The following is a 26,141-nucleotide window of genomic DNA, read 5'->3' as shown; positions in this document are numbered from 1 at the left end:
AGACAAAAAAAGAGCCTCTAACTAGAGGCTCTTTTCGCAATAAACTAGATAGTTACCGTGATTATGCGTTGATTCCCGCGTGGCGCAGCATTGCGTCGATTTGTGGCTCACGACCACGGAAGCGTTTGAACAGCTCCATTGGCTCTTCACTGCCACCCATTTCAAGGATGTTGTTCAGGAAGCGATTACCCGTTTCAGTGTTGAAGATACCCTCTTCTTCAAATGCTGAGAACGCATCTGCCGATAGCACTTCTGCCCACAGGTAGCTGTAGTAGCCCGCGCTGTAACCACCAGCAAAGATGTGACCAAAGCTGTGTGAGAAACGGTTCCAATCTAGGCTTGGCAGTACCGACACCTTAGACTTAACATCCGCTAGCGTTTCTAGTACGCGAGCACCCACTTCAGGGTCGTATTCTGTGTGTAGCGTGAAATCGAACAAACCAAGCTCTAGCTGACGCAGGATAAACATCGCAGATTGGAAGTTCTTCGCCGCTAGCATCTTCTCTAGCATCTCTTTTGGTAGCGCTTCACCCGTTTCGAAGTGACCAGAGATGAACGACAGCGCTTCTTCTTCCCAACACCAGTTTTCTAGGAACTGACTTGGTAGCTCAACCGCATCCCAAGGCACACCATTGATACCCGCAACTGCGCCCGCTTCTACTTGCGTTAGCATGTGGTGGATACCGTGGCCGAATTCGTGGAACAAGGTCACCACTTCATCGTGAGTAAACAGTGCTGGCTTATCACCAACTGGCTTATTGAAGTTACACGTTAGGTAAGCAACCGGGGTCTGTAGCTCGCCAGATTCGGTAATGCGACGACCACGACAGTCATCCATCCAAGCGCCACCACGTTTGTGTTCACGTGCGTATAGATCTAGGTAGAAGCTACCACGCAGTGTTCCAGTCGCATCAAAGATATCAAAGAAACGCACTGACTCATGCCAAGTGTCTACGCCTTGACGCTCTGTTACCGACATACCAAACACGCGGTTCAGTACCTCAAACAGACCTGAAACCACATTAGATTCTGGGAAGTAAGGACGAAGCTCTTCATCAGAGATCTCGAACAGTTTCTGTTTTTGTTTCTCACTGTAGTAAGCGATGTCCCACAGGTTTAGCTCAGAGACACCAAATTCTTTCTCAGCAAACTGGCGTAGCTCTTCAACTTCTCGCTCACCTTGCGGTTTGGCTTTTACTGCTAGGTCGTTTAGGAAGCCAAGCACTTGGTCTGGCGTTTCTGCCATCTTAGTCGACAGTGATTTTTCGCTGTAAGTACTGAAACCAAGCATGCGCGCGATCTCGTGGCGCAGCTTAAGTTGCTCGGTGATGATCTCAGTGTTGTCCCACTTACCTGCGTTTGGACCGCGATCTGAAGCGCGCGTTACGTACGCTTCATAAAGCTCTTTACGCAGTTCTTGGTTATCACAGTAGGTCATCACAGGTAGGTATGATGGGATATCTAAAGTCAGTAGGTAGCCTTCTTGCTCTTTAGACTCAGCCGCCGCTTGAGCTGCCGCCAGTGCTGATTCAGGCATACCTGCCAGCTCAGCTACGTCTGTGATCTGCTTGCTCCAACCCATGGTTGCATCAAGCACGTTATTTGAGAATTGAGAGCCTAACTCAGACTGGCGCTTGCTGATCTCGCCGTAACGATGCTGTTCATCTGCAGGTAAGCCAATGCCCGACAATTCAAAGTCGCGCAGTGCGTCGGTAATAGTTTTTTGTTGAGCTCGGTTCAGTGCAGAGAATGCTTCACTCGCCTTGATCGCTTTATACGCTTCGAACAAGCCTTTGTGTTGGCCAACCCAAGTGCCGTATTCAGATAGCACAGGTAAGCAGCTCTCATACGCTTCACGCAGTTCGTCACTGTTCACGACAGAGTTCATATGGCTTACAGGTGACCAAATGCGACCTAAACGATCATCCACTTCTTCAATTGGAGCAACTAGGTTGTCCCAGCTTGGTGAAGTATTACCTTCAAGTACTTGTTCTATCTTGTTGCGACACGCTTCAATCACTTGCTCAACTGCAGGCTTTACGTGCTCTGGCTTGATCTGTGAAAACGGAGGTAAGTCCGTGAAGGTTAATAGCGGATTAGACATATAAACATTCCTTTGGCTTTAGAGACTTTCGTCTTTTTTGTAATGAGGTCGTCTTACAGTCATCAGGCTAAAGTTCGCCCTAAAAAATCACCTGCGAATAGTTATTAAATAGTGCCCATAAAGGCAAATTTCAATAGTAGAACCAATAACTAACTGCAGATAGCTGACGACTGTCCCTGAATTGTTCGAGAATTTATGGTCCATTGAGGGTTATAATAGTCTGATTAACCCCACCTACACTAACCACACTCTAATTCGAGAGTGTTACGAGAGTTTAATTTGTTAAGTTATCGCCACAGCTTCCACGCAGGTAACCATGCCGACGTAGTAAAGCATATCGTACAGAGCCTTATTCTTAATTCTTTGAAACAAAAGGATAAGCCTTTTGTTTATCATGACACTCACTCTGGTGTAGGTCGTTACGACTTAACGCATGAATGGTCTGAAAAAACCGGTGAATACAAGCAAGGTATTGCTCGTGTGTGGGAGCAAACAGACCTTCCTGAAGACATTCAAAGCTACCTTGAGTCTATTTCCATTCTCAATAATGGCGAGAAACTGCGTTACTACCCGGGTTCTCCACGTGTTGCACGTGCACACCTGCGTGACCAAGACCGCATGGTACTGACTGAGCTTCACCCAGCCGATCACCCGCTGCTTGAGCAAGAGTTCCACCGCGACCGTCAGGTATCTATCTACAAAGAAGATGGTTTTAAGCGCTTAAAAGGCAGCCTGCCACCAAAAGAGCGTCGTGGTTTGGTGCTAATCGATCCGCCTTACGAGCTGGCAAAAGAGTACCGTGATGTCGTGACTGCAATCGCTCAAAGCCACAAGCGCTGGGCAACCGGTATCTACGCAATTTGGTACCCGGTAGTAAATCGCTGTGATATCGAAGATATGATCGAAGGTCTCGAAGGCTTAGGCATCAACAAGATTCTACAAATCGAACTTGGCGTATCACCAGACACCAACGAGCGTGGCATGACGGCATCAGGCATGATCGTGATTAACCCGCCTTGGAAGCTAGAAAGCCAAATGAAAGAGATTCTTCCATTCTTGAAGGAAGCAATTGCGCCAGCGACTGGTCACTTCAAAGTAGAGTGGATCGTACCCGAGTAATCTCGAGTCCACATCATAGACTGAAGAATCTTCAACAGACTGTGATGTGGACGAATAAATTTTAAACAGGGAGATTGAGTTCAACCGATCTGCCCTCAATATAATAATTAGACAATTTAAGAATCTATAGGACGTAGGTATCCAGTGCTCTCACTGTGACTACAACCTTCAATAAATGGAGAAAGTAATGGCGACTCATTTTGATTACATCTGTATCGGTGGCGGTTCAGGCGGCATCGCATCGGCTAACCGCGCAGCTATGCACGGTGCAAAAGTTGCACTTATCGAAGCTCAAGACCTTGGTGGTACTTGTGTAAACGTTGGTTGTGTTCCTAAAAAGGTAATGTGGCACGGCGCTCAAGTCGCTGAAGCAATCAACCTATACTCTGAGGACTACGGCTTCGACGTTGAAGTAAAAAGCTTTAACTGGAGCAAGCTGATTGAAAACCGCCAAGCGTACATTGGTCGTATCCACCAATCTTACGACCGCGTACTAGGTAACAACAAAGTAAACGTAATCAAAGGCTTTGCTAAGTTCGTTGATGAAAAGACAGTTGAAGTGAACGGTGAACACTACACAGCAGATCACATCCTGATCGCGGTAGGTGGTCGTCCAACAATTCCAAACATCCCAGGTGCAGAATACGGCATCGACTCAAATGGCTTCTTCGACCTAATGGAGCAACCAAAACGCGTTGCGGTTATCGGTGCTGGCTACATCGCAGTTGAGATCGCAGGTGTACTAAGCGCACTAGGCACAGAAACACACTTGTTCTGTCGTAAAGAATCTCCACTACGTAGCTTCGATCCAATGATCATCGAAACGCTAGTAGAAGTAATGGAAGCAGAAGGTCCAACACTTCACACGCACTCAGTGCCTAAAGAAGTTGTGAAAGAAGTGGATGGCACACTGACTCTACACCTAGAGAACGGCAACACTCAAAACGTTGACCACCTAATCTGGGCTATCGGTCGCCACCCAGCAACTGACGCTATCAACCTAGCATCAACTGGCGTTGCAACTAACGACCGTGGCTACATCAAAGTAGACGAGTTCCAAGCAACTAATGTTCCTGGCATCTACTGTGTTGGCGACATCATGGAAGGCGGTATCGAGCTAACACCTGTTGCTGTTAAAGCCGGTCGTCAGCTTTCTGAGCGTCTATTTAACGGTCAAACAAACGCAAAAATGGACTACAAGCTAGTGCCTACTGTTGTATTCAGCCACCCACCTATCGGCACTATTGGTCTAACGACTCAAGAAGCTGAAGAGCAATACGGCAAAGACAACATCAAGGTTTACACATCGGGCTTCACTGCGATGTACACAGCAGTAACCAAGCACCGTCAACCTTGTAAGATGAAGCTAGTATGTGCTGGCGAAGAAGAGACTGTCGTTGGCCTACACGGCATCGGCTTCACGGTTGATGAAATGATTCAAGGCTTCGGCGTTGCAATGAAGATGGGCGCAACCAAAGCAGACTTCGACTCTGTTGTGGCGATTCACCCAACGGGCAGCGAAGAGTTCGTAACGATGAGATAATCAACACTATTTGTTGATATCTCTTAAAAGCAGGCCTTGTGCCTGCTTTTTTTATGTCCACTCTTGAACCTTACCCCTCAACTCCACGTAACACAGATACTGACCTATCTAGAACAGCAACGGAGTTTGTGATGAATCTACTAATTGAATCATTTGAAGGCGGGATCTACTTGGCTTACCAAGTTATTGGCGAGCAAAAGCAATTAATTAAAGATGACCACCAGCATCCTATGAAGTTTTTGAGTGTAAACCAAGCACGCGATCATTTTAGTGACCAAGGCGTAGCATCAGCAATGTTGGTTCATAACAGCGCCTACGACGAGATGTGCGGTGAGCATTGTGGTAGCACACAGCCTTTCGAGATTGATTTGAAGTGGAGTTAAATCAACCTCAAATCAATCGCGATAAAAATTGAAAGGCTTGCATCAATGCAAGCCTTTCTTATGGGAGTCACTTTCACTTTTAATCACCTAGATTAGCGCGATGTCCGTTTAAGTCTTCGTTTAATGTTCTGCTCTTTCACTACAAAGTCGAATAGCGGAGCGAACAGGTTGGCGAACAAGATAGCCAGCATAATGCCCTCTGGGTAGGCTGGATTAAGCACTCGAATACCGACCGTCATCACGCCGATCAAAATCCCATAGGCCCATTTACTCTGATTGGTAAACGCGGCAGATACAGGGTCTGTTGCCATGAAGAAGGTACCAAAGGCAACACCACCCAACACAAAGTGCCAGTAAAACGGCATCGAAAACATCGAGTTAGTATCCGACCCTATCCAGTTCAGTAAACTCGAGGTCGCCACAAGCCCAACAATCACACCGGCGACAATGCGCCAAGACGCTATCTTCATCACAATCAAAATCAACCCCGTCAGCATGATAAGCAGTGACGACACCTCACCCATCGAACCTGGAATATTACCGATAAAGGCATCCATCCAGGTGATCGCCTCGCCAGTCATATTATTGATTAGTGACGGGCTGCCCCCCTCATACCATTGGCTCAGTGGGGTCGCGCCTGAATAGCCGTCAGCAGCAACCCATACCAACCCACCGGACATGTTGGCGGGATAGGCAAAGTAAAGGAACGCGCGTCCTGCAAGGGCTGGGTTAAGGAAATTTCGCCCTGTGCCGCCGAATAACTCTTTGGCGACAACAATACCAAAGGTGATACCTAACGCGGCTTGCCAAAGCGGGATGGTTGGCGGGAGGATGAGTGCAAACAGCAGAGAGCTAACAAAAAAACCTTCATTAACTTCGTGCTTACGAACGACAGCAAACAGTACCTCCCAGACGCCACCTACTACAAACACCGTGGCATAAACGGGTAGGAAATAGAGTGCACCAAGCAACATCTGACTTGCCCAGCCACTTGCCATCAATGACTGCGCATCACCAAATGCCCACGACAGACGCCAGCTACTCTCGATAACCGAGGCAAGTTCATTTAATTGATAACTGGATGTGAGTGCGAGAACGCTTTGGTGTCCGACGTTATACATCCCCCAGAACATTGCCGGGAAAGTCGCCAGCCATACCAGAATCATGATGCGCTTTAGGTCAATGCTGTCACGAACATGGGTTATACCGCGGTTTACGTTTCCGGGTGTATAGAATATTGTCGCGAAAGCTTCATACACTGGGTAGAGCTTTTCGTACTTACCACCCGCTTCGAATTGAGGGGATACGCCCTCTAGCCACTTATTCAATTTCATATTTTTATAACCTCATTGATGTGAGTCAGAGGCAATACGAAACAAATAAGGTTAGAGAACAATTTGGCATAATCTACCTCTATAAAGCGAACCTTTAACCAACTCTCCACCGTCAATATTTGAGAGAAAATCAAGAGCTAAACTTTGGAAAGAAGATCACATACCCGCATTTTTGATGCTACCTCTCAAAAATGCGACTCTTTAGCTTATTTTTTTATATGTAATTGATAAAAACATCGAAAAAACATCTAAAACTCTTATAGAATGCATGCACAATAAGAGATATAAAAAGATCAGTTGTGCAAAATAGAAGCAGTGGCCCCACTGAGGTTTTCTATCGCCTCATGGATATCCCAGACGCGGAAAAAAGTCTCTACCTAAAACGACTAGAGCAAGAACAACCCTGCTTATATCAGCAGGTACTTCCTCTCATCAGTGAAGTCCCCTCAGAGCAGCTCACATCACTGCTCGGCTTTCACGCACAACAAGCAACAGAAAGCGAGCTCAACCTAACCGACACCTTAGTCGATAAATACTATATATCGCATGAACTCGGTCGTGGTGGTATGGGGATTGTCTATGCAGCCAGTCGAGCAGATAGAACCTTTGAGCAAGACTTAGCCGTTAAATTCATACAGCCCTCTCTTTCACATATTTTAGGTGAGCATGCTCTATTTCAAGAAGCACAATTACTCGCACATCTAAACCATCCATGTATAGCCAAAGTGTTTGATGGTGGGGTCTACGAAGAGTCGGTCTATATTGTGATGGAGCGAGTTGAAGGGGAAACGCTTTCTCTGTATTTGCAGAATCGCTCTTGTAGTGAAAAGCAAAGGCTCAATTTATTTAAAGAAATTTGTTCGGCAATTGAACATGCTCATCAAAAACAAGTGCTGCATGCTGATCTCAAGCCCGAGAATATCTTAATTGATCCTTTTGGTTCACCTAAGATTCTCGACTTCAATCTAACTCAAAAAGTCAAACAACCCACACCCAACCAAAGCTCAGATGCTTCCATACTGACAGCCTACAGCAAGGCTTATGCCAGCCCAGAGCAGGTTGCAGGTCACTTCCTAACTCAACAAAGTGATATTTACTCACTGGGTAAAGTGCTAGCGCTGATTTTTGACTCTTCTTCAAACTTAGATATTAATCTAATTGTAGAAAAGGCGACAAACCACGAACCCTACCGTCGCTATGCCAGCGTAAGTGAATTGCGCCAAGACATAGTGCGTATCTTAGAATGTCGCCCCATTTCCTTGAGAGAGAAGCAACCACTCTATTCATTATCAAAGCTATTAAAGCGACGCCCAGTACAGAGTGCTCTAACAATTCTATTGCTACTGTCAGGCGCAACGTTTTCAACAGCTATATTCAATAAGAATTTACAACTACGCAAAGAAAAACTCGTCGCGGAAGAGATGATGTATGAAGTGACGAGCCTATTGTTTCATGCCAAAGGCAGTGATGCTGCAAAAATGTCAGTCGGCACGATGCTTGAGCTAACTAGACGACGGATCTTATCAAACCCTGATTTACCCAAAGACGTTAAACAGAAAATGCTATTGGCGATGCTGACACCATCACCTGAAAAATCTGTGACTAACAAAAACAAAGAAAAGTAATCCAACAATTAATTATGAAAAAAATACTACTCCCACTGATAGCTCTCTGGTCAACAAGTCTTTACATCCATGCTAATGGCAGCGAAGTTCTTACTGGGTATTTTATTGATTCACCAGTATCAGGGCTTTATTACGAAACCAGCTCCAATCTTTCCGGCACCACTGATAAAGGGGCATTCCAATACAATTCAGGTGATATCGTCAGCTTTTTTATTGGCACCGATAATTCGGGTTACTTGCTGACAACGCTTTCTGGCCAGGAGGTAATAACACCAACCCTATCGTCAACTCGCCCAAGCCGCAGCATCAACATGACTCGTTTACTTCTATCGCTTGATGACACTCCAGAACACCGCGATGAAATCATCTTAGCGAGTAAAGTTTTATCTGACGTAGAGTTTCAAAAGAAGCTCAAAAATCTCGACCTAAGCTATTTAGATGCTCAAGAATTAGGCATTGACCTTGTTTCAGTCAAAGAAGCTGCAAAGCACCTCAACCAGAGCCAAGAATACATCAAGGATAACTTTGCCTCAGAGGAAATCATTTTTTCTCCTAAAGACAAAGTGCTTCATAACATTATTATTGCCAAGAAAGACTATGCAGGACGCGCGTGCTTTTACGACTTAGCTCACCACACTAATCCAAAATACAAAGGTCCGATTGGAGAGCTTAGTTACCAAATCACAGACACAGAACTCATTCAGTTCCCAGGAACAGGCGACTATTTTAACGGCTGCAACCTACGCCCTTACCAGACACCCCAGAAGATCATTCGCGAACCATTATCCAACAGCGATGGCTGGACAGGCTTTACCAGTTGTGCTCAAAAAGGCTGCACACGCCACGATTTGAGTGGATTCTCAATTGAAGACTACAACGATGAAGGGGACTGGAAGTACCGTACCGTTGCATTAGATTTTGATACAGAAACTGAGCTGTTGATGGAAAAAACCCAAGGTTTAGGACAGAAAGAGCACATCCGTCATTCAAACAAAGCTGAGATGATTTGGTTTACCTACACAAATGATCGCGGTAATCACATCCCTTATGAAGGTGTTTGGCAGCACACTCAATATCAACAAAACGGCATCATAAATGAGTGCCTACTCATCAAAGATAAACGCATTTTTCTTGGCCAAAGCGACACTGAGGCCTGCTCAACAAACCACCAACAATACACGCAAGACGTTACAGAAAAATTTGGCGATATGTGGTGGCTGACCAACCCAGAACCTACAACTTCTCTCGCCCAAATGAATGTCTCTGTCCGCTGGTATGACTCAGTACCACATCAGCATTTCACAGCATGGGAATACTTGCCTGCAGGTCAAAATTGGGATCAAGGCATACTCTACAGATTCAAACAAAAAATTTCACTAAACCCTGACAAATCCCATAATATCAGCACCCTATCCGTTTCCGAGTTTAGTAAAGTGAGGTCTAAAAGCTAATGGCAACTCCAGATATCACACAGATCATCCAGCAATGGCAATCCGGCGATAAAAGTGCCGAAGCCGATCTATATCAATTCGCGTACTTGCAGTTAAGACATATTGCTCAACAAGAACGCTCTCGCAGCGCTCAAAAATATGGTGCTGACAATCAAGTGCTGAGCGACAGTATGAACAGTACGACTGCTTTAATTCATGACGCTTACCTAAAGATCTCATCTTCCGACCTTCAATCGGTCGAAAATAAAAAAGACTTTTTTCTTATGGCTGCAAAAGTGATGCGCCAAATTTTAATCGATAATGCTCGCCACCTTCAGGCAAAAAAGCGCCAAAAGATGACTATGCTAAGCGACAGCAAAGACGATAAGTTCGAGCAATTAATGATCATGGATAAAGCCATAGACAACTTCAGTATCCACTACCCTCGCCAGTCTCAGGCACTCAAGCTTAAGTACTTAATGGGCATGCGTAATCGCGAGATCAGCGAGCTACTGAAATGCAGCTCGAGCTTGATCGAGAAGGATCTTAAATTCTCACGTTGTTGGCTACAAAGCAAACTGGTTTAATAATGAAAAAGCGATTCTGTTTACTGCTCATTTCCGGCTGTGGGGCTCTCATGTTCCTGCCTCCTTGGATAGCCTCAAAAGAAACTAACCTGTCGCACACCAGCAGTGGCATAAAACAGTTCTCTTCGAATAATAAACCTTCACCTCATAGCCCAGTAAACGGTGCTTCAATGCAGAGTTTGAATGAGGAAAATGAAAAAATTAAAAGTCATTCAACCTCAGAAAAAGCCGACATTTCACTAATATCTAAGTCGGCTTCGAACACCTTCGAATCGGCGCAACTCGACGTGGTTACCTTTAAGGAAAAAACTCAAACGATAGTCGTCGAAGAAGAGCGAGATAGAGCTGACAGTAATAAAAAGCCACATGTGAATCTTACAGTGCAGCAAAGTATTCGGCATGAAATCAACCAGTGGTCATTCACCGAAAATTCCCCGATCAACTACTCAATTGATATTACAGGGCTGTTTGAAGACCCAGATGATGACCTACTGACAACACAGCTTGCTGTTGATCATCCTAAGTTTTCCGTATCTCATTTAGGTGGGACATCGAGCCTACAAGGCACACCAAAAATCGGCAATGCACCAACTCAGCTTATTGCGCGAGCCAAAGATGATTATCACGGTTCGGAAAAGGGTGCTTGGGTAACTGCCACCTTTCCACTGCCTTCGCTCTCATCAGGACTAGAAGGTGAGGGATTACACCCTTTGATTGGTCAAACTTGGTACCGCCTTGAGACAAACCACCAGTTTGCAGGTAAGACTTACAACTATGAAAAGGTGTACTGCGAAGCATTTAAGTTCATCAATGACGAAGTGTTCTTTGCCTCATCCAACACTCTAACCACCTGCCCTAGCGAACATCAACTACGTAAAGTGGGGAGTTATCATGTTGATGGTGATGATCTTATTGTCTCTAGCACTCAGTCAATATTTGACCATGATATGCGTTGGAAAATCTTGGAAACCTATCCAAGTCACCCGACGTTCACCACCGCTCATGTGACACAAGTAAAAATGGGCAATGAATATGAAACTTATACGGTTGCCTCTAAAACTCAAATAGAGCAACGCATAAACACTATTACAGGCTTAGAGGCGCTACAACTGACACCAGTCAACTATATGTACTTGGCTAACGACGGTCACTACTACTTAGGATGGTATGGCATGCATATTGGTAATTACCAATTAACGAACCCAGACTGGCCCGATGAGATGGATGGTGACTTAAATATACAGTCTTACAATACAACAGTTATTTGCGAAGATTTACTCGACAAATTTAATCACTACTCTGTTGGTGGGCAAGGCGTATATGGCGATATCATAGGTCAAACCATCGGCGAAAATTTCGAGCCTATCGAGTGTGAAGGACGACCACTGGGCCACCTTCAATATTCCTTCTTCGATGTCGACTTTTTAGAATTTGATGAGTTCAAGCATGGCGAAGTATTTAGCATCATACTTCGCCCTAAGCTCGAGTGGCGTCATAAGGTTGAAGAGATCAAACTCAATGTTCGATATCTAGACCCTAACGCCTAGAAGCTCCAAAGAGCCTGTAAGCCGGTACTGAATGTATAGGTGTCGGCTTCAGGTAAGGTCGCCTTTTTTTGTTCTGTTACGTAATCTATACACACTCCATCAACCATAGTTTTACAGTATGTGGTTGTCACTGTTTCTGTATCCGACTGAAACCGCTTCTCATAACCAAACATTGCATACCAACCTAAGTGCAAACCGGGTGTCACTTCATAGCTCACCGATCCTTCCACTGCTGCTCGATAACCGAAGTCGTAGAAGTCAATATTTTCAAATTGCGTATTCGAAGTCACACTCCAAACTGGCAAACCAAAGGTCGCCTTACCGCTGATGTGCCATTTATCACTAAGATACAAACTACCGTCATCGTAGGCTAAACCAACATCCATAAAGATATCCGTCGACGTTTCCTCCCACGTACCGTAGAAATATTTGTTTCCCGCATCCGTATGATTTTTCACACCATAACGAGTAAAGGTTTGATATGTCAGTGACGGACCACCAATCACACGCCAGTTATCTTGCAACTTGTAATGCAACTGAATGTTGGTTGCCGTCTTCAGGTACTCCATCTGGTTCTTTTGAATAGATGCGCCATTATTAGCCCACTCTTCTTTCGAGCTTTGTGGAGAGAAAGAGGCCAGTGCATCGATAGAAAAATCGAAGTCATCATTCACGTAATACAGACCGCCAGTATTCAGTATCGGATTGGTCACTGTCACATCCGACCTTAACCCACCAAAGTGCTCTTGATACGTCACATTTTCCAAGCCAACCGTGAAATACGAGTAGCCATATTTATCACTATTATGTGCTTGTTGAGCCACTACCGAAAACGGAAATAGACTCAAACCGATCCATTTTTTCATTTTTATATCTATCAAACTAATTCGGGGCAGCATGCTATTGAAATTGGAAATCAATTAGAAGAGTGATCGTACAAATAAAAATCAAATAAATTTTACGGTTTTTTTATACCTTTACGTGTGTTGAAAAAACAATCAGCAACAAGTAAAACATTCACCAAGCAAATAAAGGCATCATAAAATGAAACAAATAGAGCTTAGCTAGAGCTCATTACAAAGGATATGACATGAAAAAAGTTAGTTTACTAGCAGCGTCAGTGGCTTTCGCCTTAACAGGCTGTGGTGGTTCAGACGGTGATAGCGCTGGTGCAGCGCCAGGTGGTTCAGACGGTGATAGCGCTGGTGCAGCGCCAGGTGGTGCGGTGATTACCGCTATTGATGGTTACTTACAACATGCTGAAGTATGGGTTGATCAAAATGGAGACTTCGAATTAGATAGCTCTGATACCAAGCTCGCTATCGAAACAGATGAGAATGGTCAATTCACTCTACCAGACGAACACAAGGGCAGCGTTGTATTTATTAAAGCAATCAAAGATAAGACAATCGATAACACACGCGGCCTGGTTACAAAAGACTTCGAACTCGCTGCAACAGTAGGTTCAACCATCATCAACCCAATGACAAACATGGTTGTTGAGCAACTAGCTAGTGATGACACTCTAACTCAAGAAGAAGCCGAAGCAGCAGTTGTTGCATCGGTAACAGGTTCTGGTTTAACTGTCTCTGAAGATCTTATTTTTGGTGACTACATTACTGATAGTACTGAAGAAGCAAAAGCTTTGAATGCTATTGGTGAAACACTTGTCGATCACTCTGATTTGCCTGTAGAAAAGCAGCTCGAATTAACCAACGCTGTTGCAGGTGAAGCTCAAACAATTATTGAAGACTCTCCACAAGAGATTGATGACTTCTCTCCAATCGTTGATATTCCTACTGATGGTAATCCAATCACGGTAGCTCCTAACTCTCGTCCAGTTGACACTGAAAATGGTGTTTTAGAGAACATCACTCTTGAGCCTTCAGATGTATGGGTAGAACTGGATGCTTCTACTTACTTCCAAGATGCAGAAGCCGATGCATTAACGTTCGAGCTTAAAGAGCTAGCAAACGACCTCAACGGACTAACAATTAGTAGTACTGATGGCACTATGACAGGTGACCTTACTACAGCAGGCACTTTTAATTACCAGATCTTCGCAAAAGATGAGCATGGCGCACTGTCATACCCGCTGAATCTTAAAGTCATTAAATTAGCTGAGAACCTAGCCCCAGAAGTCGTCGAAGAAGAACAAACAAGGCTACAAAGTATAATTAATGGCTGGCAGCTTCAAGAAGGTGAAATCTTTAACCAAACTATCGATTTATCAGGCTTATTTAACGATACCGATGGTGACATCGTTAAATATCGTTCTGGAGCTCTAACTGTTGATGGGTTAACTATTACCCCAACGGAAGACACAAGTTCAATCGTTACCATTTCGGGAACACCGAGTAAATCTTACTCAGCAGGACAAACCTTCAATGTCGGTGGTGTTGATAACGATGGCGCACCAACTTATGTGACATTTACTTTACCTGAAATATTAGAAGGTGCTCCTGTAGAACCACCACAACCAGAATTAGGCTTCACTCAAGCACACTTCGATAAAGGTGGCGTATGGCAAATGGGTAGCTTTGACTATGGTGATGCAGAGGTAGCATTTGCATCTCTACGTGTTAACAATGTCCAGAATGAGCTATGTTTTGCAACAGATGACTCAAGTGACTTCTCAACACTTAGTCGTCAAGACTGGTTAAGCACACTAGACAACATGCAGCATAACTACTGGGATCTTGGTCGTGATAATCTACTCAGAGATGACGACTGTTTCGCAGTCACATTAAACAACAATGGCACAATCGATTTACCTAGTGATGCAGGTACAGATACGGCAACAATGCTCTACCAAAATATCACGAAAGATGGTGATTATCAGATTGTAATGCTAATTGAAGAGTCTACCGGTCATAAAGAGCTGTTTTGGATGGACTCAACAGAAGTAGAAGATGGTGTTAACTACAACTCGTTCTCTTACCCAAGCCAAAACAACATGACAGTGGGAGCAACTCTTGATGAGTACCTACTTGTTGATGATGACGGTGGATATAACGGCCTTTACCCTTTACTTGATAAGTTTACTTACTCAATGACAGGTAAGAATGCTGAAGACCTTATAGAAGGCACGTACACTGCAACATCAATCACCGAACCAGGTGAAAGCTGGTCAGATAATTGGCTTGTTGGTGAGAATGTTGATGATTACGATAAAACGTTGATCAATCCATACCTAGGTCTAGTTGAAGACAACGACGACTGTAACTGTGTTGTAACTCGTCGCTACTTTACTTACCGCGACTTTGGTGAACTAACTATCGGTGTTGGTGACCATAACAAAGATGCACAGTATAGTTACGGCCATGATGACAACGGCTTTTTCTTTATCACATCAAATCAAGAGGAAGCGATCAAACGCATCCACGACGCTTGGAACAAATAAAGAACTGACGCTTAAAATAAAAATCCCGCTTTTGCGGGGTTTTTATTTTCCAGAAAAATAAAACAACCACTATAAATAAGCCCCAACAATACTTCATTCCACAAAATATTTTTTATGAAAATATGTACGGATTTTCCATTCATTCCCGTATCTTGCACCCCATTCATACAAGCTGTAAAAACTAGCCAGTTTTATATCACCTCAAAAAATAATAGATTTCACTCGGTAAGGATGAAAAGAATGAAGAAGGTTAGTTTACTAGCAGCGTCAGTGGCTATTGCGTTATCAGGTTGTGGCGGTTCAGACGGTGGCTCGTCAGATGGTGCAACTCCAGGCGGTATTGTGATTACTGGCTTCGACGGCTACTTTAAAAATGCAGTTGTATTTGACGATATCGGTCAATCTGGCGTTTTAGAGGTTGGCACAGATACTATCTTTGGCTTAACAGACCAAGATGGCAAAATCACACTTCCAGTAGATACTGAAATTGATGGAAAACTAGCCATAAAAACACTTCGTCCAGGCGATATGACTAAAGCGCTTGCTGAAGAGCTTTCGGCGTTGAGCTCTAAAGCGGATAGCTATTCTGATTTTATGGATGTTTACACCACAGACATGGACCATGAAGGCCAACCAATGGCTAACAGCGTTGTATTCCGCACGCCTGAAGGTACCGATAAAACTGCATTAGTTATCTCTCCAATTACCGACCTTGTTGCTATTGAAATGCAGAAAAACGATAGCTCATTCGAAGATGCTACGACATCTGTAAACGAAAATTTAGGCGGAACGATTGAAGAACCTATCGATCTATTTTCAGACTTTGTAGCAACTTCAAAAGATGATCTTGAAAGCGCACAGTTACACAAAACTGCACAAATTCTTACTGAATCCAAAGCACAAGATCCTGCAGCCTACGAAAATAATGTAAATAGCATTACCGAGACCGCAGCAGAAAAGTCTAAAGAGATCGTAACAGAAGAGAACATGGGTTCTGAGGAACTTGTTAACGAGAAGCCTGTTATCGATCCAAGCCAACCAGAAACCGCTGTGACTAACTACAAGTTACTGGTAGACCCTACTGCGCAAGCTGATCTCGAATCAGAATTTGCAAAGCTAGAGGTAGTTGAAGGTCAAGGGTTTACACAGACGATCACTGTTCCTGAAAACTTATTCCAAGATAAGTACAGTTCTGAAGATAAATATCAAAACATCGCTATCGCTCGTGCTGAAGTGAATGGTAAGCAAGAAATTACGGTAACGCTAGAAGGCGAGACATTAACTATCTCAGCAAAAGATAGCTTTGTTCCTACATTAAGCAGCTACATTGTTACTCTGACAGCAGTTGATCGTGCCACTGCTGACTCAAAAGTACTGAGTGAGTTAAGTACTACATTCTCATTCGATGTTTCATTGGTAAATACTGCGCCAAAACTAGAGCCCGAAGCACAATCAGAAATACAGCGCGAGATTACTGACAACTGGACAATGAAGCAGGGTGAAGCTTTCTCAGCAGAGCTATCTGTTACCGGCCTATTTACAGACCGTGAGGGCGATGCTCTAACTTATGACTCCAACATTAGCTCTGTGGTAAAAGGACTAACATCAAAGTACGACGCCAAATCAGGCAAACTAATTATCTCAGGCCACCCGGAAACGCCAATAGAAGATATCAAGCAGTTCAACATCACAGCCGATGACGGACACGCTGCGACATTTATGGTTTCAGAGCCAGCAGTTTTTGATTTACCAATCATTGAGGTCGGCGATATCGCTGTCGACGAGGCTGTTGAAGCCGAACTTCAAAAGACGATCTCTAACAACTGGTCGCTTAAAGCTGGTGAAGCATTCTCTGAGCAACTCGATATTAGCGAGTTATTTACCTCAAATGTTTCTGGTGACGTTGAATATTACGCAAACTATGCGTCTCACGACAATGAACCAGCACGTAACCCAATTCCTGGTGTTTCTATCAAGATTGACGCGAGTGGTTTGGTAACACTGGAAGGTACACCTACAGCGGAAACCAACGGTGTCATGCTTTACGTCGCTAAAGGTATAAACTTCTCTGGTGGTGACGAGAATGATATTGAATCTGAAATGGTTACCTTTGCATTACCAAATGTACAACCAACTGATGAAGTTGATCCACCAGCACCAGATCTGGGATTTACGAAAGCACACTTCAATAACCAAGAGTGGAAGATGGGTAGCTTTGCTCCAAATGACGGTGAAATAGCTTACGCTAGTTTGATGAAGAACGACTCAACTGGTGGTTTGAAATTCTGCTGGGGCGCAACGAATGGTGACAATTAGCCTTATGAAGCTAACATAGGCTATAGCTTCAGAAATAGTGGATTAGGTCTTAACGACGGTAGTGAAATCATAGAGATGCTGTCCGAACTTGATGATGCAACTGGATACTTAGATTCTCAAGAGAAAGATTGCTGGCCTGTAAGTCTGAGCGATGGAAAGCTAGATGACGGCGAAAGTCGCTACGAAATGCTTTACCAAAAGAAAACGGAAGTAAATGGCGAAACCCAATATCAAATTCTTGTAAAGATCGGTACTGATGAACTGTTCTGGTTAGACTCAACAAACATGCCATTCGCTCATATTCAGCCTGTTGAGAATAAAGTAAACGAAGGTATCGTTGAATTTGATTTGATGGTAGAAAGCGAAGGTGAAGATGATAGCACGCAGCTAACATACAGTTTTGGCCAGTACAGCTATGACCAAACAACTTATGACTATGACTCTGTTATGCCAGAAGGTTTCCATACTCCTGGAGAGTGGACTCTAGTGGCAGATGATTTAAACAACCCACTACTACAAGCACAAGAAACGGGTGAAATGTCGGATTACAAAACTCGCTTCCGTTATATCGGTCGTGATTTTGGAGAATTTTACATCGGTATGAAATGGAGCCGTGAACCAGGTCAAGTACCAGGCCAAGTCTACCAATCAGCGCCTGAATACGGTCTGTTCTCTATTGATAAAGACAAAATGTTCAGCATTGTAAATAGCCTACCAATGATGTCAGTTGACTAACATTAAAAAACCCCAGCATATCGCTGGGGTTTCTTTTATCGGTGCATTTTAGCCTACGGTAACTCCAATACTCTTGACGCTACTTAACGCACATCACATTAAGCAATGAAGAACCTTTCAATTGATTTACGTTACCGTTGGTAAACAGACCTTTCTTATCTGCGCCCCAATAAGGGAGATGCATTGGCCAGTTCTGTTTTTCCATAACCTTTGAGCTCAAGATGCTTTGCCATTGCTTCTCACTCATCAGCTTCATGTTGACCTGATTACACACCAATTCAGCGCTATCGTAATCTAGGCGGCTCCAAGGCTTACCTTGCTCCATGTAGAACTGTTGTTGATGATCTAGAAGGTAAGGAATAGCATATTGGCTACCCGCAATGTCTGCTTTCACGCGAATCTCGATCTCTAGATCATTGTCTGAACTCGCGTTACCGCTTGGTAGCGTCTGAATTGCTGCAGCGCTCGCTACCGCCGCCACTTGCTTAGTAGCCACAGGTTTCGGTGCAGGCTTAGCTTCTACTTTTGCAGGAGCCTTGTGCGTCACCGCTTTTGGCTCTGCTGGTTTTGCCACAATAGGCTGTGATGAGGTTTTCGACTTATCGACCATACGAATAAAGGCTTCACCGTAACCAGAAACCTTACGCACCTGAGCTAGGTCTTTTCTCGCATCAGAGAAGGTAGAATAAGGTCCGATTAAGCAACGGTAGTCTCCGCCTTCCGGCTTCATCCAAACGTTGGTCGAGATCTTCTCATACAGAGGCTTTGCTCGGCTCAGTGACAAAGGCTTGTTCAGCAGGCCACATTGAACCCAAAACAGTTCGTTATCTGAATGACGTTTTGGTGCTTTACTGCCCCACACGCCCTTACCGATCGGACATGATTGCTCTAGCTGTGGTAATTGGTTGGTGCTTGCCTGAGTTGCATCACATAGAACCGACTCTGCATTCACTTGGCTCGATACCAAAAGAGATGCAGCGATAAGTCCCATACGATAATTTCTCGTCACAGCACGACATACAGCATTCATTGTCAATTTCATAACCACCACTTAAACCCTTGCGGGCTAATTATTACCGAATCTATGTCGATAAAACATGAATTCCATTTTAACTATTATTGACACTGTCAATAATACTAAGTTCCAGATCCATTAAGCAAAAAAAGAGCCGTAATTGCTTACGGCTCTTAATTTAGTGACTTTTTTTACTAAAAATCAAACCGGGCTATCACCCTTTATAAATTTTCGGGTTAAACACGTCACGTAACCAGTCGCCTAATAGGTTAATAACGAGAACCAATGTTACCAAAAGCACACCTGGGAATGCTGTGATCCACCATGCTCCTGAGAAAATGTAGTTAAAACCAGTACTGATCAGGGCACCGAGTGACGGTTGGTCTACCGGAAGACCTAAACCGAGGAAAGAAAGTGCCGCTTCTGACATGATGGCATTTGCCACCTGTACCGTAGAGATAACCAAAATCGGTGATAAACAGTTAGGCAGAATATGGCGGAACATGATGCGAGGCGCTCTAAAGCCCATCACACGTGCCGCTTCTACGTACTCTTTCTTCTTCTCTGCCAATACCGATGCACGAATCGTACGAGCATACTGCGGCCATTCAGCAATACCGATGATCACCACCAGCATAACAACCGCATATTGCGCGTAGAAGTCACTACCGAAACTCGCCTTAAAGATGGCCGAGACAATGATCGCAACCATCATGGTTGAGAACGAAAGCTGAACATCGGCAAAACGCATCAGGAAGCTATCAATACGACCACCGAAGTAACCTGCAGACAAGCCAATGATGATACCGAGAGTCAGCTGAAGACCTACCGCTAGGAAACCGATCGTCAATGACAGACGCGAGCCGTAAAGCATCGTAGATAAGATGTCACGACCCTGCTCATCAGTACCCAGTAGGAAGCGTTCTTCGCCGTCTTCCATCCAAGATGGTGGCAACTCAGAATCCATGATGTCGATAGACGTCACGTCATACGGGTCTGTTGGCGCTAGAATAGGTGCCGCTAATGCCATAACAAGGAAAGCTGCAAAGATAGCGAAGCTCACCATTGCCACTTTGTCACGTAAGAAGTAGTACAGAATGTCTGACTGCTTGAATCGCTCCCAACGAGATGGAGCTGTTGTTGTTTGTTCCATGATTATGCTCCTTTCCCTGTGATGTTCACTGTTGGGTTAATGATGCCGTATAGCAGGTCAACAATGGTGTTAGTTACTACGAAGATCAGGCCAACGAAAATAACGTATGCGGTAATCAGTGGTGTATCCACTCGGTTAATCGCTTCAAGGAATAGGAAGCCGGTACCCGGCCACTGGAATACAGTTTCAGTAAGAATGGTGTAAGCCACCATAGTACCGATTTGAACACCGCCTACCGTTAGTACTGGCAGCATTGTGTTCTTCAAAGCGTGTTGGTAGTAAATCTTGTTCAGCGCTAGGCCTTTTGCTTTACCAAACTTGATATATTCAGAGCTAAGAACCTCTAGCATTTCAGAGCGTACTAGACGAATGAACAGAGGCAGCATGATAGATGCTAGAGCAATACTCGGCAGCACTAAGTGTGCAAGGCCATCTATCGTTAAGAAACCAGACTCCCAGCCAAACCAGTTTGCGGTCTCACCACGTCCAAACGACGGCAGCCAACCTAACTCAATAGAGAATACATACATCAACATGATTGCGGTTAAGAAAACAGGCACAGAAATGCCGATACTACTGCCCGCCATCACCAGTTTAGTGAAGAAGCTTTTTGGGTGTATTGCAGAATAAACGCCAAGTGGAATCGACAGACAAACAATGATCAGAGAAGCGCCGAACACAAGCTCAAGCGTTGCGACTAGTTTATCTAAGATTACGTCCACAGCTGGGCGTTTAAAGAAATATGAAGTACCAAGATCACCTTGTAGAGCTGCGCCCACAAAGCGAGTGTATTTTGTAATGAAGGGATCATTTAAGCCGAGTTCATCACGCAGCGCTTGACGCTCCGATTCTGAAACAGATTGACCGACTAACTCACGCAACGGGTCGCCCAGGTTATCCTGAATGGCAAACGCCACCAAACTGATCACAAACATCACTATCAGTGCCTGAAACAGGCGCTTGACCAGAAACGTAACCATTCCTTGCCCCTTATCTATCCATAACTATCTAGTCGAAATCCGCGACTAGATAACAAAATTCAGTCTTAAAAAAGGTATTTAGCCAGACTGAAGGAAGACCAAATACCGAAACTTAAATCTATATCTTAATAATTTGAGAGCCTGAAAAGCTTCAGGCTCTCGATTCTAGCAAGCTAGATTATTTTACAACTAGGTCGCCGAAGTAAGGCATAACCATTGGGTTTACTACGTCTGCTGCACCTACGTTAGACTTCGCGCCCCACGCTTCACTTTGCCAGTGTAGCGGTACGAATGCTGCGTCGTTGTAAAGTGTTGCTTCAACGCCTTTCAGCATTTCAGCACGCTTAACTGGGTCAGTTTCAGTGTTAGAAGCTTCTACGATCGCATCCATTTCTGGGTTTGAGTAGCCAGAACAGTTGTATTGACCACGGCCAGTCTCTTCGTTACGAGTCATAGTTAGGAACTCGTTGAAGTTAGCTGAATCTTCTGTATCTGAGTGCCAGCCGATCATCATCATGTCTGCTGAACATAGGTCAAACTCAGGCCAGTACTGTGCTTTAGGCATAGTTTTAAGATCAACTTTGATACCAATCTTAGACAGCATTGCCGCAGACGCTTGCGCTACTTTCGCATCGTTCACGTAACGGTTGTTTGGAGCCATCATAGTTAGCGTAAAGCCATCTTCGTAGCCCGCTTCTTTCATCAGCTCTTTCGCTTTTTTCAGATCGTAACGAGGAACTAGGTCTTCGTTGTGACCCGCGTAGCCTGTTGGGCTTTGCTGACCAGCTGCTGTTGCGAAGCCTTTCATGATCTTCTTAACGATACCTTCGTTGTTGATTGCGTGAACAATCGCCTGACGAACGCGAACATCTTTAAGTGCTTCGTTGCTGTTTTGGTTCATTTGGAACGTGATGATACGAGTACCAGGTAGCGTCACTAGATCGATGTTCTTAGCGTTTTTAACACGCTTGTGATCGTTTGGTGCTACTGGGTGAATCATATCAACGTCGCCAGAAAGAAGTGCTGCAACACGTGTCGCGTCTTCTTTGATTGGCACAAGTGTTAGCTTGTCTACGTTGCCTTCAGTTTCTGTGTCCCAGTAATCGTTGAAACGCTCGAACGTTACTTTAACGCCTTGCTCACGCTGCGTTACGATAAATGGACCAGTACCTGAAACGTTAGTCGAAGCAAACGAGTTACCGTGCTTAACTAGCTCAGACTTGTCTTTACCTTCCGCTGTTTGGCCAGAGTAGAACTTGCTGTCCATTGGGAAGATGTAAGTTGCTGTTTGTAGTACTAGTGGGTAAGCCGCTTTTGATACTAGCTCAACTGTGTAGTCATCCACTTTTACCATTTTTTCGTATGGCGTGAAGATAGACTTAAAGTCTGGAGAAGCTTGTAGACGTTCAAAAGTCCACACAACATCATCAGCAGTCAGTTCGTTACCAGAGTGGAATTTCACACCTTTACGTAGGTTGAAGCGGAAAGTCGTTTCATCAACACGCTCCCAGCTAGATGCTAGGCGGCCTTCAAAATCCATCTCTTGAGTGAAACGTACTAGAGGGTCAAACACCATGTGAGACATTTGCAGTGTGCCACCAGACAGCTGCTCGTGCGGGTCAAGTGATACTGGGTCAGCTGCGTAGCCAACGGTAATATCTGCTGCTGCTGCACTAAAGCTTAGGCCAGCTGCCATTAAAGCTACTGCTAATTTGCTTTTCATGGTTTTCATTGCATAACTCCTTCATGCGGGAATCCAGATCCCTAGTTGTTGTATTTGCGTCTGTTTATTGTTGTTAGCAAGCTAAACTCCAGCCTGCTGATTTTTATACCGCGGCTTGTGCCACTGCTTTTTCTTCTCTTAAGCCTGTAAATTCAGGCATTAAAGAAATCAGTTGTTTGCTGTATTCATGCTGAGGTGATTGGAACAGCTGCTCCGTTGGCGCAACCTCCAATAATGTCCCCATCTGCATCACACCAACACGGTCACACATTTGGCGAATAACCGGTAGATCGTGACTGATGAACAGCATGGTTAGGTTTAGCTCGTCTTGTAAGTCTTTTAGTAGGTTAAGAATCTGAGCCTGTACCGACACGTCCAGTGCCGATGTTGGTTCATCACAAATCAAAAGACGTGGGCGAGTCGCCAAAGCGCGAGCGATAGAAATACGCTGACGTTGACCACCTGAGAATTCGTGTGGGTACTTCACCCCAGCCATTTTGCCTAAACCCACGTGCTCTAGCAGGTCGTTCACGATCTGACGAGTTTCATTTTCGTTGCGAGTAAGCTTATGGAATCGGATAGGTTCAGCAATGATGTCGAATATCTTCATTCGAGGGTTCATTGATGTGTAAGGGTTTTGGAAAACCATCTGCATTTGACGACGCATAGGGCGACGTTCTTTTTCAGATTTCAGACCAGTAAGATCAACGCCTTCAAACGTTACCTTGCCTGAGTTTGGTGCGTACAAGCCAGCAATCACACGAGCAATCGTTGATTTACCTGAACCTGATTCACCTACTAAACCAAACGTCTCACCTTCATGCACTTCAAAGCTCACGTTGTTTGATGCTTGAACGTACTCACGACGGCTCTCAAAGAAAGAATCTTTGGTAGTAAAGCGTAAGTTTACGTTCTCAACGTTCAACAGAGGGCCAGTGTAATCACGGTGATCTTGGCTTTGACCTAACCAGTGGTTCTTCACATCCAATGGTTCCATCTCTTGTGCTTCTTCGATGTAGCTAACAAGAGGGAAACGATCGAGTTTGCGATCCGAACGAGGAACCGCAGAGATAAGACTGTGTGTATATGGGTGCTCAGGAGTACCCAGAACTTTCGCTGTTGGGCCAAACTCAACTAAGTCACCACGATACATAACGGCTACGCGGTCGGTAACGTTAGATACCACGCCCATGTCGTGCGTGACCAACATGCAACCTACGTTCTTCTTAATACATAGGTCGCGAATCAAACCCAAGATCTGGTCTTGGATAGAAACATCCAGTGCTGTTGTTGGTTCATCTGCGATGATTAGGTCAGGTTCACCTGCCAATGCGATCGCGATAACCACACGCTGACGCATACCGCCAGAGAATTGGTGAGGGTACTGCTTTAAACGGTTTTCTGGTTGTGGGATACCCACTTGGTTCATCAAGTCTAATGAGCGCTGGTAGGCTTCTTGATCCGAAACCTTCATGTTGGCATGAATCGTCTCTTTTAACTGCTGTTCTACTGTGAATAGAGGGTTAAGAGAAGTCATTGGGTCTTGGAAGATAAAACCAATCTTTGAGCCGCGAACAGAACGCATCTGTTCAGGAGATAAACCAGAGACTTTTTCGCCATCCAGAAATACCTCGCCGCTAGCAATGCGGCCAGGAGGGCTCAGCAAATCGATCACAGCATTACCTACTGTTGATTTACCTGCACCAGACTCGCCTACAACACCAACAATCTCACCACGTTCAATGTTGAACGAAAGTGATTTAACTGCGGCGTGAACTCCATGACGAGATGGGTATTCGATACGAAGATTTTTTACTTCTAAAAGTGACATTACCAGACCTCTACTGCTTTGGCAGCTTTCTGCCCTGTCTGCAAAATTGAATCCATTCTTACCAGAATATTGTTCTGATATTTTATACGGTTGACAATTTGGCAAATAATTCACAGAAAAGCAACAAAAATAGGATAAAAAGTCGACATTAAACGCTTAGCAAGCAAAAGTGCCACATAACTATTCACCAAAAGAGCATATAGTAAGAAAAATCAACATTATATTATCGGCAAGAAATACTCACAAACTCCTTACCACTACTTACTTGTAGAGTTAAAGCCGTGCTTCAAAGCAGATCTCACTACCAGTCACTAAAAACAAATAATTATTCCAAAAAACAATTAACACTATAGAAACAAACGCTAATTTTGTTAATTTGAACAAATAAAACAACCAGATAAACGTTAATTAGCCATACATTTAACCACCTGTATTATTTTGGTAAATACAAAACAGACAAACGAAAGGCCTAATAAATCAGAGGAGTTTTTGAACGACCAAATGCGTACAAAGCTGTCAAATTCAGGCCTTAGTGAGCAAATTTAGGGTCAGGTTTCACTTTTCATAAAAGTCTTTAGACCAAACCCATTAATATGTCGAATTATTGAGCGCTCCATTTATATAAAATTAGATATAGAACTGTACATTTGATAAAGAAAGCAACTCTGTAGCAGCACCATTATCAAGCAGATCGTTAGGAATCTGTCTTATATAAGAAGGGGAGATAGATGTAAGAAGCCCCGTCATTTCTGACGCGGACGGCTAGTTGAGGCTTCTTAAGTGATCAGTGAAGAGACATTCTTTGAACATCAGGCGAACCCCACTCTGTTCAAGTTATCTAAGTTTCAGATGTAAAAAAGCCCTAGTCTTTCGACTAGGGCTTCTTAAGGTGGTCGGTGAAGAGGGATTCGAACCCCCGACCCTCTGGTCCCAAACCAGATGCGCTACCAAGCTGCGCTATTCACCGAGACGTTTCGTTTGATTTCTCAAACTGGGAACTTCAAAGAAGCTACCAAAATTAATGGGGTGGCTAACGAGATTCGAACTCGCGACCACCGGAATCACAATCCAGGGCTCTACCAACTGAGCTATAGCCACCACTAATTTTTTATATAACCGCTTAAAAGCGATTATTGAAATAGTGGTCGGTGAAGAGGGATTCGAACCCCCGACCCTCTGGTCCCAAACCAGATGCGCTACCAAGCTGCGCTATTCACCGACTAGTTTTGTATCGACTCTTGGGAATAATGAATCAACACTGGAAGCCGAAGCTACCGATATTTTGTAAAGAAAGAATGGGGTGGCTAACGAGA

18 protein-coding genes and 3 tRNA genes are annotated in these 26,141 nt (G+C 44.3%); 10 read left to right on the top strand and 11 right to left on the bottom strand.

Going from position 1 to position 26,141, the window contains the following annotated elements; genetic code table 11:
• Positions 1-61: 61 nt before the first annotated feature.
• Entirely contained in the window at positions 62-2,104 is a 2,043-nt protein-coding gene (gene prlC / locus AB4323_RS01715) for an oligopeptidase A (RefSeq protein WP_017071475.1), read from the bottom strand.
• Between the two features lie 279 nt (positions 2,105-2,383).
• On the opposite strand from prlC, the gene AB4323_RS01710 reads away from it, so the two are divergent.
• The 3 genes from AB4323_RS01710 (at position 2,384) to AB4323_RS01700 (ending at position 5,149) form a co-directional block, all read left to right on the top strand.
• Entirely contained in the window at positions 2,384-3,223 is an 840-nt protein-coding gene (locus tag AB4323_RS01710) for a 23S rRNA (adenine(2030)-N(6))-methyltransferase RlmJ (protein ID WP_017060143.1), read from the top strand.
• Positions 3,224-3,410: 187 nt separating this feature from the next.
• Entirely contained in the window at positions 3,411-4,766 is a 1,356-nt protein-coding gene (gorA, locus tag AB4323_RS01705) for a glutathione-disulfide reductase (protein ID WP_372151461.1), read from the top strand.
• Between the two features lie 131 nt (positions 4,767-4,897).
• Positions 4,898-5,149, top strand: coding sequence for a DUF6482 family protein (locus AB4323_RS01700; RefSeq protein WP_017067233.1), 252 nt, complete (start codon positions 4,898-4,900; stop codon positions 5,147-5,149).
• Between the two features lie 92 nt (positions 5,150-5,241).
• On the opposite strand, the gene AB4323_RS01695 is transcribed toward AB4323_RS01700, so the two are convergent.
• Positions 5,242-6,483 carry an NADH:ubiquinone reductase (Na(+)-transporting) subunit B gene (locus AB4323_RS01695; protein ID WP_372151459.1) on the bottom strand — a complete coding sequence of 414 codons (1,242 nt, stop codon included), beginning with the start codon at positions 6,481-6,483 and terminating at the stop codon, positions 5,242-5,244.
• A 344-nt stretch (positions 6,484-6,827) separates the two neighbouring features.
• Here AB4323_RS01695 and AB4323_RS01690 point away from each other — a divergent pair, with 344 nt between their 5' ends.
• The 4 genes from AB4323_RS01690 to AB4323_RS01675 are packed head-to-tail and all read left to right on the top strand — an operon-like array spanning position 6,828 to position 11,672.
• Positions 6,828-8,108 carry a serine/threonine protein kinase gene (locus tag AB4323_RS01690; protein ID WP_372151508.1) on the top strand — a complete coding sequence of 427 codons (1,281 nt, stop codon included), beginning with the start codon at positions 6,828-6,830 and terminating at the stop codon, positions 8,106-8,108.
• 14 nt (positions 8,109-8,122) lie between these two features.
• Positions 8,123-9,559, top strand: a complete 1,437-nt coding sequence (locus AB4323_RS01685) for a chromosome partitioning protein ParA (protein ID WP_372151458.1) — start codon at positions 8,123-8,125, stop codon at positions 9,557-9,559.
• The gene (locus tag AB4323_RS01680) at positions 9,559-10,125 is read left to right on the top strand and encodes an ECF-type sigma factor (RefSeq protein ID WP_333007607.1); all 567 of its coding nucleotides are present in this window, start codon (positions 9,559-9,561) and stop codon (positions 10,123-10,125) included. The genes AB4323_RS01685 and AB4323_RS01680 overlap by 1 nt, the downstream gene beginning before the upstream one ends.
• Positions 10,126-10,175: 50 nt before the next feature.
• Positions 10,176-11,672, top strand: coding sequence for a hypothetical protein (locus AB4323_RS01675; protein WP_372151456.1), 1,497 nt, complete (start codon positions 10,176-10,178; stop codon positions 11,670-11,672).
• Here the strand turns inward: AB4323_RS01675 and AB4323_RS01670 are convergent.
• Positions 11,669-12,538, bottom strand: coding sequence for a hypothetical protein (locus AB4323_RS01670; protein ID WP_372151454.1), 870 nt, complete (start codon positions 12,536-12,538; stop codon positions 11,669-11,671). The two genes, AB4323_RS01675 and AB4323_RS01670, sit on opposite strands and share 4 nt — an antisense overlap.
• A 224-nt stretch (positions 12,539-12,762) precedes the next feature.
• Between AB4323_RS01670 and AB4323_RS01665 the strand changes: the two genes are divergently transcribed.
• The 3 genes from AB4323_RS01665 to AB4323_RS01655 all read left to right on the top strand — a co-directional run bounded on the left by AB4323_RS01665 (position 12,763) and on the right by AB4323_RS01655 (position 18,126).
• Positions 12,763-15,075 carry a hypothetical protein gene (locus tag AB4323_RS01665; RefSeq protein ID WP_372151452.1) on the top strand — a complete coding sequence of 771 codons (2,313 nt, stop codon included), beginning with the start codon at positions 12,763-12,765 and terminating at the stop codon, positions 15,073-15,075.
• A gap of 240 nt (positions 15,076-15,315) precedes the next feature.
• A complete protein-coding gene (locus tag AB4323_RS01660; RefSeq protein ID WP_372151451.1) occupies positions 15,316-17,391 on the top strand; it encodes a hypothetical protein in 2,076 nt (691 codons plus the stop codon).
• Positions 17,392-17,466: 75 nt separating this feature from the next.
• On the top strand, positions 17,467-18,126 hold the full coding sequence (locus AB4323_RS01655) for a hypothetical protein (protein WP_372151449.1): 660 nt from the start codon (positions 17,467-17,469) through the stop codon (positions 18,124-18,126).
• Positions 18,127-18,205: 79 nt separating this feature from the next.
• Here AB4323_RS01655 and AB4323_RS01650 read toward each other — a convergent pair whose 3' ends face one another.
• From AB4323_RS01650 to AB4323_RS01615, 8 genes are all read right to left on the bottom strand, one after another.
• Positions 18,206-19,168: an SPOR domain-containing protein gene (locus AB4323_RS01650; RefSeq protein ID WP_029235875.1), complete on the bottom strand. Its 963-nt coding sequence runs from the start codon at positions 19,166-19,168 to the stop codon at positions 18,206-18,208.
• Positions 19,169-19,355: 187 nt separating this feature from the next.
• Positions 19,356-20,294 carry an ABC transporter permease gene (locus tag AB4323_RS01645; protein WP_017060135.1) on the bottom strand — a complete coding sequence of 313 codons (939 nt, stop codon included), beginning with the start codon at positions 20,292-20,294 and terminating at the stop codon, positions 19,356-19,358.
• A 2-nt stretch (positions 20,295-20,296) separates the two neighbouring features.
• Complete coding sequence (locus AB4323_RS01640; protein ID WP_008218600.1) at positions 20,297-21,274, bottom strand: ABC transporter permease; 978 nt, start codon at positions 21,272-21,274, stop codon at positions 20,297-20,299.
• A gap of 178 nt (positions 21,275-21,452) precedes the next feature.
• Positions 21,453-23,006 carry an ABC transporter substrate-binding protein gene (locus tag AB4323_RS01635; protein WP_017060133.1) on the bottom strand — a complete coding sequence of 518 codons (1,554 nt, stop codon included), beginning with the start codon at positions 23,004-23,006 and terminating at the stop codon, positions 21,453-21,455.
• 94 nt (positions 23,007-23,100) lie between these two features.
• Positions 23,101-24,828 (bottom strand): ABC transporter ATP-binding protein, encoded by a 1,728-nt coding sequence (locus tag AB4323_RS01630; RefSeq protein ID WP_017060132.1) that lies wholly within the window; start codon positions 24,826-24,828, stop codon positions 23,101-23,103.
• A gap of 890 nt (positions 24,829-25,718) precedes the next feature.
• A tRNA-Pro gene (locus AB4323_RS01625) sits at positions 25,719-25,795 on the bottom strand.
• Between the two features lie 55 nt (positions 25,796-25,850).
• A tRNA-His gene (locus tag AB4323_RS01620) sits at positions 25,851-25,926 on the bottom strand.
• A gap of 44 nt (positions 25,927-25,970) precedes the next feature.
• Positions 25,971-26,047: transfer RNA gene (locus tag AB4323_RS01615), tRNA-Pro, on the bottom strand.
• Between the last annotated feature and the right edge of the window lie 94 nt (positions 26,048-26,141).

This window comes from Vibrio sp. 10N.261.52.C11 (genome assembly GCF_041471405.1).
Classification (GTDB): Bacteria; Pseudomonadota; Gammaproteobacteria; order Enterobacterales; family Vibrionaceae; genus Vibrio; species Vibrio crassostreae_C.
Note: the sequence above shows the minus strand (reverse complement) of the source record. Positions and strands in the feature narration are given on the sequence as shown.